9 protein-coding genes and 1 pseudogene are annotated in these 7,974 nt (G+C 59.1%); 3 read left to right on the top strand and 7 right to left on the bottom strand.

The window, feature by feature from the left end:
• Positions 1-92: 92 nt before the first annotated feature.
• Together ACIQ39_RS17545 and ACIQ39_RS17540 are read right to left on the bottom strand one after the other, a co-directional pair.
• The gene (locus ACIQ39_RS17545; RefSeq protein WP_396435874.1) at positions 93-251 is read right to left on the bottom strand and encodes a hypothetical protein; all 159 of its coding nucleotides are present in this window, start codon (positions 249-251) and stop codon (positions 93-95) included.
• Positions 252-312: 61 nt separating this feature from the next.
• Positions 313-1,221, bottom strand: a complete 909-nt coding sequence (locus ACIQ39_RS17540) for a J domain-containing protein (RefSeq protein WP_396435873.1) — start codon at positions 1,219-1,221, stop codon at positions 313-315.
• Positions 1,222-1,344: 123 nt separating this feature from the next.
• Between ACIQ39_RS17540 and ACIQ39_RS17535 the strand changes: the two genes are divergently transcribed.
• Both ACIQ39_RS17535 and ACIQ39_RS17530 read left to right on the top strand, forming a co-directional pair.
• Positions 1,345-1,749, top strand: a complete 405-nt coding sequence (locus ACIQ39_RS17535; RefSeq protein WP_396435872.1) for a DUF4113 domain-containing protein — start codon at positions 1,345-1,347, stop codon at positions 1,747-1,749.
• A gap of 110 nt (positions 1,750-1,859) precedes the next feature.
• Positions 1,860-3,092: a Stealth CR1 domain-containing protein gene (locus ACIQ39_RS17530; RefSeq protein WP_396435871.1), complete on the top strand. Its 1,233-nt coding sequence runs from the start codon at positions 1,860-1,862 to the stop codon at positions 3,090-3,092.
• A 38-nt stretch (positions 3,093-3,130) separates the two neighbouring features.
• Here ACIQ39_RS17530 and ACIQ39_RS17525 read toward each other — a convergent pair whose 3' ends face one another.
• Both ACIQ39_RS17525 and ACIQ39_RS17520 read right to left on the bottom strand, forming a co-directional pair.
• Entirely contained in the window at positions 3,131-3,517 is a 387-nt protein-coding gene (locus ACIQ39_RS17525) for a TIGR03643 family protein (protein ID WP_396435870.1), read from the bottom strand.
• Positions 3,504-3,866, bottom strand: coding sequence for a hypothetical protein (locus ACIQ39_RS17520; protein WP_396435869.1), 363 nt, complete (start codon positions 3,864-3,866; stop codon positions 3,504-3,506). The genes ACIQ39_RS17525 and ACIQ39_RS17520 overlap by 14 nt, the downstream gene beginning before the upstream one ends.
• Before the next feature lie 350 nt (positions 3,867-4,216).
• Here ACIQ39_RS17520 and ACIQ39_RS17515 point away from each other — a divergent pair, with 350 nt between their 5' ends.
• A complete protein-coding gene (locus tag ACIQ39_RS17515) occupies positions 4,217-5,224 on the top strand; it encodes an aldo/keto reductase (protein ID WP_396435876.1) in 1,008 nt (335 codons plus the stop codon).
• A 64-nt stretch (positions 5,225-5,288) separates the two neighbouring features.
• On the opposite strand, the gene maiA is transcribed toward ACIQ39_RS17515, so the two are convergent.
• The 3 genes and pseudogenes from maiA to ACIQ39_RS17500 form a co-directional block, all read right to left on the bottom strand.
• Positions 5,289-5,924: a maleylacetoacetate isomerase gene (maiA, locus tag ACIQ39_RS17510; protein WP_396435875.1), complete on the bottom strand. Its 636-nt coding sequence runs from the start codon at positions 5,922-5,924 to the stop codon at positions 5,289-5,291.
• 87 nt (positions 5,925-6,011) lie between these two features.
• Positions 6,012-6,227, bottom strand: a pseudogene (locus ACIQ39_RS17505) (fumarylacetoacetate hydrolase family protein); the annotation flags it as partial.
• 580 nt (positions 6,228-6,807) lie between these two features.
• Positions 6,808-7,845 (bottom strand): cupin domain-containing protein, encoded by a 1,038-nt coding sequence (locus ACIQ39_RS17500; protein WP_396435868.1) that lies wholly within the window; start codon positions 7,843-7,845, stop codon positions 6,808-6,810.
• Positions 7,846-7,974: the final 129 nt, after the last annotated feature.

The following is a 7,974-nucleotide window of genomic DNA, read 5'->3' as shown; positions in this document are numbered from 1 at the left end:
TGTTTGCGGCCCTGGAATTGACACCGCCGACCTCATCAGACCTCGCCAAGCCTGTTTTGTAGTCTGCGGTTTGACCTCGGTTTCTAATCGAATCAATCACTTACGTGCAGGAAGTGTCGAACTTGTGCGGCCACCAGGGCCAGCACGACGGCGACGATTCTCGATTGCATGGTGTTGTCGAAGACGATGCCGTTCTTGGCGACATGCAACTGGACGCCCTTCTCGATGCACTCCCGGCCGATCTCCAGCACCTGCAGCGTGCTGCGCTGCTCCTTGGGTGCGGATACTTGCTGGCGGGGTGCAGGCGACGCTTCAAGCCAAATTATCTTTAATCCAAAGACACATTATTCCCCATTTGTTTGTTTCAAAAAGTATTTCCTTTTTATGTCTTGCGTGAATGCTGTAGTGGTCACTCTTGAAAAAACCACCAGCAATAAAATCAATTTCGTATCCCATAAGTCTAGCGTACTTAAATGTTTCATCTGATAAAGGTTGATATAGCATCTTACTCTTCGTGCTTTTTAAGAGGACAGCGGCATAATCATCTTGTTCTTTTGAAGGTTTAACTTTGTATTTTTCTTTGCGCCTTTCGGCAAGGCCAAACTCGTTTTCAATTCTTTTAATAATTGCGGTGGACTCGATATCACTACCAAGTACATCCACGAATTCGTTGAGTCGTTTAATGGCGTCCTTGAAGCCCCACTTGATAAGCTCTTTTGCATAATCCAAGATTTGTTGGTTGGTACCAAAGTGGCGCTCTAAAAAATTGCGCTCCATTGCCTGAGCGAGTTCATTTCTAACTTTGAATGGCTTGTTCTCGATAAGGTGAACGACAAAAGCAAAAGCCAATTTGTGCGATGTCTTTTCTAAGTTTTTTCGTGTGGTTATAAGATCTGGGAAGACATCACATGCTGTTTGCCACCTGTCTTCAAAAGCTTGTATGGCATCGTCAAATGCTTGATCTGTGGCATCCTCTGACTCATTAAATGTCGCATGTGTAGTCTTGCGTTGATCGTCATATGCTTTTCGTTTCTCAGGATCGCCAATAATGCCGTAAGCTACATTTATTTCAGCCATCTTGGCAGTCGCTTCAGCTTGGTTGCCTTTCCAGCGATCAGGGTGATATTGACCAGCAAGTGCTCTGTAGGCTGCAACGATCACAATGTGTTCGGCGTTTGGTAGAACACATAGTGTTTGATAGTGATCAGAATCGTAGTTCATATGTATTGGATTTTTTTATGCCAAGGCTAGATTATCTTGTATCGGACTCTTCACTCGCTGAAATAGGAGTAGCCATGCCTGGTGTCGACTGTGCGAGGGTTGCAATTTGGGTGGAGTGCTCGCGTGGTTGCTGACATAAGAGGCCAGGTGTTGGCTGTTGGCACCAGCGACAGCGCGCACATCACCCAAGCGGCCTGCGCCATCCTGAAACACATCTACCGCCCCGGCTACAAATACGCCAAAGCCGGCGTGATGCTGATGGACCTGCAACCGGCCACCCGCCAACAACTGACGCTGGACCTTCATGCGGACATGCCCGAAAACCGCATCCGCCTGATGCAAGCCATGGACCAAATCAACCGCCGCCATGGACGCGGCAGCCTGGTGCTGGGCAGCGCGGGCGGCATTGGCGCTCTGCCGGTGTGGAGGATGAAGCAGGAGCGGCTGTCGTCGGGGTTTACGACGGATTGGCTCAATTTGCTCACGGTGAAAATGGACCCGGTGCGAAAAGGCTGGAGGCCTTCGTAGTTGGCTTGGGTGAGTGCTTTGTGTCGCATTGGGCGCGCTGACCCGCACAGCCCCTGTTGCCCGGGCGGGTATTGTGAAGTGGCACCGCAGGGCGCTGATAGACTGCTGGCTTGAAAAATGTCGTTGATCCTTCTCTTTACCGCCAAAGCCAGGCGCTCGGTCAGGCCCACGCCAGCAGGCCAAACCCTGGGCCTGTTGACGCCCGGCACGCTGACGACAGCCCGATCGATGTGGTTTACCTGTGGGTAGACGGCAACGATTCGAGTTGGCGTGCCAAGCGGCAGGCGGCCTTGGCGCTGTTGCCCAGCGACACGGGCGCGGCCATGGCGCGCTACAGCAATGTCGAGGGCCGGTTTCGCGACAACCACGAGTTGCGCTACAGCTTGCGGGCGCTCGAGCGGTTTTTTCCGCAGCATGGCCATGTGTACATCGTCACCGATGCACAGGCGCCGGACTGGCTGCGCCCCTCGGACCGGTTGACTTTGGTGGACCACCGCGAGCTGATGCCCGAGGCCTCTTTGCCAACCTTTGATTCGGGCCACATCGAGTCGTGGATTCACCATATTCCCGGCTTGTCGGAGCGGTATTTTTACTTCAATGACGACGTGTTTTTGGGGGCACCGCTGAACCCGGCAGACTGGTTCACGCCTGAGGGCTTTTACCTCACTTGGTCAGACGAGCCGCCGGTCTCTGACGAAGCCATGCGCACCGACGCGACCTCTTTAGAAAACGCTTGTCGCTTGTCGATCGAGTGGCTGCGCGCACAAGCGCGTGTTGCCTTGGCTGGTGAGGTTTTGCCACCCAACCGCCAGCAAGACCCGTTGTACCGGAGCACCTTCCGCACCTTTGCCCATTCGCCCCGGCCGATGCGGCGCTCGCTTTTGTGGGAGTTGGAGGCCACGGCCCCTGAGTTGTTTGCGGGGGTGCGCTCCACCGTGTTTCGCAGTTGGGACAAGCCCACCATCGTGTCGGATTTTGTGCTGCGCTGGGCGCTGGCGCATGGATTGGCGCAGATGCGCAGCTACCGGCACCGCCACGTATCAACGGGCGATGCCGACCAGCAAACGCAGTTGCAGGCCTTGGCGGCCGAGTTTGGTGCGCTCGATTTCTTTTGCATCAACGACACCACAGATGACGCCCAGCCTGATGACCCGCGTTTGCTGCAGGTGCAGTCGGTGCTGCAAGCCATGCTGCCGCAGGTTTCGGTGTTTGAGCGCACGGCCAGCGAAGCCACGGACCAGCCTACCGCTGCAGGCAAGACCGCTGCCGCCGAAATTCACCAAGGTGCGCAAGCTTGTGCAGCACACCAAAACCCGGTCTCGGGCACACGCCGTCGCGCTTGACGGGCCCTTGTGTCGTGCGCTGACGCAGCGCCCATTGTTCAGCGCAACGAGGCCGGTGTGACTGCCGCTGTGCTGGGCCCCGGCGCGGTGTCGGCTTCGGTCGCCAGTGCCTCGGCGCTGGCGTGCGTGTCCAAGAGCATGTGGCTGGGGTTGTGCCGTCGGGTGGGGTGTTGGCTTTGTTGCCGTGTCAGGTGTTGGCGTTGGTGTTTGGCTGCACGGCCTCGCACCCGCATGCGCCAGACCCGAAACGAGCGGGTTTTCAGGTGCTCGCGCATGAGGGCGATGACCTGGGCTTCGCTCAAGCCAAACTGCAAGGCCATGGCCTCAAACGGGGTGTCGTCTTGCCATGCCATGGCGATGATGGCGGACAGATCGGCTGCGCTGAGTGGGACGGGCAAGCCAGAGGGGAGGTCAGTTTTTTTCATGCACAGGATCCGAGGTGGCGCTGCCGGGGCGATCGGTGTGTTGCACGGCATAGCCGTCGGCGACAAAAGCCGGGCCTTTCATGAGCATCACGATCACGCAGCCAATGGCGACGGTGAGCAGCAGCGCCCAGTGCAGCAGCACCACGCCGATCGCCATGTAAAACCACTGGGTCAAGCTGCGTTCGTCGGCCGGTGTGGGCGCCGCAGGCCCCGCCAGCCAAGCCAGTGCCACACATGCCAGGGGCAAGGCTGTGCCCGCCAGGGCGATCCAAGGCAGTTTTTTCCAAAGCGCCCACTCCAAACCAGGCGGGGAGCGGGTAAAGCCCGGCAATTTTTGGAGCCAGTTCACAGGGGGCTCTTGGGGTCAAGGTACATGGCTTTGATCATGCCAGAGTCGGCTTGGGCTATGGGGCGGGGGGTGTTTGCTTCTCGATCTGGCCCTGTCCAGAAAAAACCCGGGACAACCAAAAATTTCTTGTGATGACGGGAAGGGTGGCCCGCCATGGCACCCGCCACCAGCAAGCCAAGATGGCCAACGGGCTCAGATGCAGCTGGGACGCGCAAAACGCAGCAGGGTGACGGGATCGGTTCAGCGGCGTTTGACCTGCAGGGCTGAGGGCGACAGTGCAGGGCGTGTGACAAGAACTGGGGCGGGTTGGAGATTTCGGCTTGAGCCTGCCTGATCTGTACGATAGAGGCATGAAAAACCGCCACATCGCCTCTTTTGCCGTCAGCGCCATTGGCCTGGGCTGCATGAACCTCAGCCACGCCTACGGTGCCCCCGTCTCGGCCCAGCAGGCCGAACGCGTCTTGCTCAGCGCCTTGGACCAAGGCGTCACCTTTTTCGACACCGCAGCCCTTTACGGCTTTGGGGCCAACGAAAGCTTGGTGGGCCAAGTCCTGAGACCTCACCGCCAACAATTCACCTTGGCCAGCAAATGCGGCATGCAAGGGGTGACGCAAAGCGATGGCAGCCAGCTGCGGGTGATCGATGGCCGCCCCGAGACGATCAAAAAGACCTGTGAGGATTCTTTGCGCCGTTTGCAGACCGAGGTGATCGACCTGTATTACCTGCACCGCTGGGACAAAAAAGTGCCCATCGAAGACAGCGTGGGCGCTTTGAGTGACTTGGTGCGCCAGGGCAAGATCCAGACGATTGGCTTGTCCGAGGTGTCGGCCAGCACGCTGCGCAAAGCGCATGCGGTGCACCCGATTGCGGCGCTGCAAACCGAGTATTCGCTGTGGACGCGCAATCCCGAGATCGCGGTGCTGCAGGCTTGTCGCGATTTGGGCGTGGTCTTTGTGGCCTTCAGTCCGGTGGCGCGTGGCTTTTTGTGTGGCGCGGCTTTGGACATTGCAGGCTTTGACGCCAAGGACATCCGCCGCAGCATGCCGCGTTTCACGCCCGAAAACCACGCCGCCAACCTGAAACTCTTGCCCGCTTACCACGCCATCGTGCAAGAGCTGGGCTGCAGCCCTTCGCAGCTGGCGCTGGCTTGGTTGCTGCACCAAGGCGAAGACATCATCCCCATCCCCGGCACGACTTCGGTGGCGCACTTGCTGGACGATTTGGCAGCGGTGGATGTGAAACTGGATGCGAGCTTGCTGGCCCGCCTGGACGCCCTGATCAACCAGCGCACCGTGGCTGGTGACCGCTACAACGCGCAGGCCAACAGTGAGGTGGACACCGAGGTGTTTGCGGCGTGAACCTGATGCTGTAGGAGCCCACCCCCGTGGGCGATGGGCGTGGCACACGTCCTGTGGGCCGACGTCAGGCGTCTGGCTGGGCCATGGGCGCAGCCTTTTTGAACGCCTCCAGCTCGCCACAAGCCTTGTCGATGGCGCTGATCAAGGGCCAGCGGCCCATGTTCACGTTGAAGCGGCGCGCGCTTTCGACTTGGGGAATCAAATACACATCGGCCAGCGTCGGCGTGTCGCCAAAGCTGTAGCGACCGCGCTGGGGGTCGGCCGCGATCAGCGCTTCGTAGGCGTCAAAGCCTTCGCTGATCCAATGACCGCACCAGGCGTTGATGGCGTCTTCGCTGGCGCCAAATTGTTTGCGCAAGGTCTGCAAGATGCGGCGGTTGTTGATGGGGTGGATGTCGCAGCCCACGATGGCCGCCAATGCGCGCACTTGGGCACGTTCGTCAGCGCTTGCGGGCAGCAGGGCCGGGGTGGGGTGTTTCTCTTCTAGCCACTCGATGATGGCGGGTGACTGGATCAACACCTGCTCGCCCGTGTCCAGGGCCGGCACCAAGCCTTGCGGGTTGATGGCCTTGAAGGCGTCGTTTTGTTGTTCGTCCACGCGCAGGTCCACCGCCGCGTATTGGGTGACGATGCCCTTGAGGTTGAGCGCAATGCGCAGGCGGTGGCTGGTGCCGCTGCGGAAAAAACTGTAGAGCTTCATGGTCGGTTCAGTGTTGGTCATGGTGAGCGAAGCGAGGCAATCTGTGCATTGTGATGGAGGTCCGCACTTGTTTGCTTGGCTGAAGTTTTACTCTGCAGCGCCGATGGTGAGTGCCACTTCGGCCACGCCTTCGACGCGGCCTGTGATTTTGTCACCCGTGACCACCGCCCCCACGCCTTCGGGCGTGCCGGTGTAAATCAAATCGCCGGGTTGCAGGTGGTAGTAGGTCGACAGGTCGGCGATGATTTCGCGGATGTTCCAGATCAGCTTGTCCACGTTGGAAGACTGCTTGGTTTGGCCGCGAATGGGCAGGGACTGAACCGCGGGTGGGCTGAAGAGGTAAGTGGTCATGGATTTGTGATGTGTGTGGTTCAGGTGTGCAGATGTGTGCGGTGTAGGAGCTGTCTCTGACCGCGATGGTTTTCGCGGTCAGAGACCGCTCCTACGAAGGGGTGGATTGGCAGTGGTTTTTGTACGCGCCGAGTTTGCGTTGCTTGGGTGCTTCGCCCCTCGCGATAAGAATCCGTCATTGCGAGCGAAGCGTGGCAATCCAGTTGAAGGTTTGAATGGGTGAGGTGATTGGTTCATGGCTTGCTGTTGGATCGCCACGTCGCTTCGCTCCTCGCGATAAGAATCCGTCATTGCGAGCGAAGCGTGGCAATCCAGTTGAGGGTTTGAATGGTTGAAGTGCTTGGTTCATGTCTTGCTGGTGGATCGCCACGTCGCTTCGCTCCTCGCGATGACGGAGTTTTTGCTTAGCTGCCAGCGATGGGTTTTTCGCGGTCAGAGACCGCTCCTACAAAAAGGTGGTTTTCGCGGTCAGAGACCGCTCCTACAAAAAGGTGGTTTTCGCGGTCAGAGACCGCTCCTACGAAGAGGTGGATCAGCCGCGGTTTTCGTACACCCCCAGCTTGCGGTGCAGGGGCGATTCGTCCGCGATGAAGAGGAAGGCAGGTTTATCTGCCTGAGGGTTTTTCAGCGTCACAGCTTCATAGCCCGGCGCGCAGCAGGTGTCGGCTTCGGCCAGGGTGAAGGTGCTGGCCACGATTTGCGCTTGCACCGCGCCTTCGATGACATGGAACACCTGCGCGGGTGAACGGGCAGGCAGGCGCAGGCTTTGGCCGGGGCGCAGCATCAGGGCGTAAAAGCCCAAGATGTTTTCTGCGTCGCTACCGGTTTCGGGGTTGGTGTAAGTCACTTGCACCTGTTCAAGGCCCGCATCGTCAGCGGCCAACGCTTGCAGCGCCGCCTTGGCGTCTTGCCAGGCGTAGCGCAGCATGGGGTAGGCCTTTTTGCTGCGCTCAAACACATGGCTGGGCACCACGCCGCCTCGGGCGTATTGCAGGTCGCTGCGGCCAGGCTGCACCGTTTGGCGGTCGCCGTTGATGTGGTAGCTGGCCTCCATGTAATACACCAAGGGCAGGTCCAGCACATCCAGCCAGATGACCGGGTCGGTGCCGTCGTGGCCGTGCTCGTGCCACAGGCCGGAGGGGGTGAGGATCAAATCGCCCCGGCTCATGGGGCATTTTTCGCCGTCCACCGTGGTCCATGCGCCTTCGCCTTCCACCACCATGCGCACCGCGTTGGGCGTGTGGCGGTGGCTGGGGGCCCATTCGCCGGGCATGAGCAGTTGCATGCCCAGGTACATGGCGGCACTGGCTTGCATTTTGTCGAGGCCATGGCCGGGGTTGGCCAGCACCAGCACGCGGCGTTCGGCTTTTTCAATTGGGGTGAGTTCACCCGCCTTGAGCAAGAGGGGTTTGATGTCACGATAGGCCCAGCACGTGGGCTGGGTCTGGCGCGTGGGCACTTTGGGCGGCAGCACGCCGCGCAGGCTGGGCCACAGTGGCACCAGGTTCACGTTGCGCAGGTCCTGCACGTAGTCGGGTGGCAGGTCTTCGATTCGGCCGAGGTCGTTCATACCTGTGTCCTTTCATGCAGAGGTCAAGAGGATGCCATCGCGAGCGAAGCTTGGCAATCTATGGATCGCCACGTCGCTTCGCTCCTCGCGATGACGGAGTTTTTGTTTCGCTGTTCGCGATGACGGCGC

It is taken from the genome of Limnohabitans sp., from assembly GCF_044361645.1.
Classification (GTDB): domain Bacteria; phylum Pseudomonadota; class Gammaproteobacteria; order Burkholderiales; family Burkholderiaceae_C; genus Limnohabitans_A.
The sequence above is the reverse complement of the archived record's forward strand: the minus strand, read 5'-3'. Positions and strand labels throughout refer to the sequence as shown.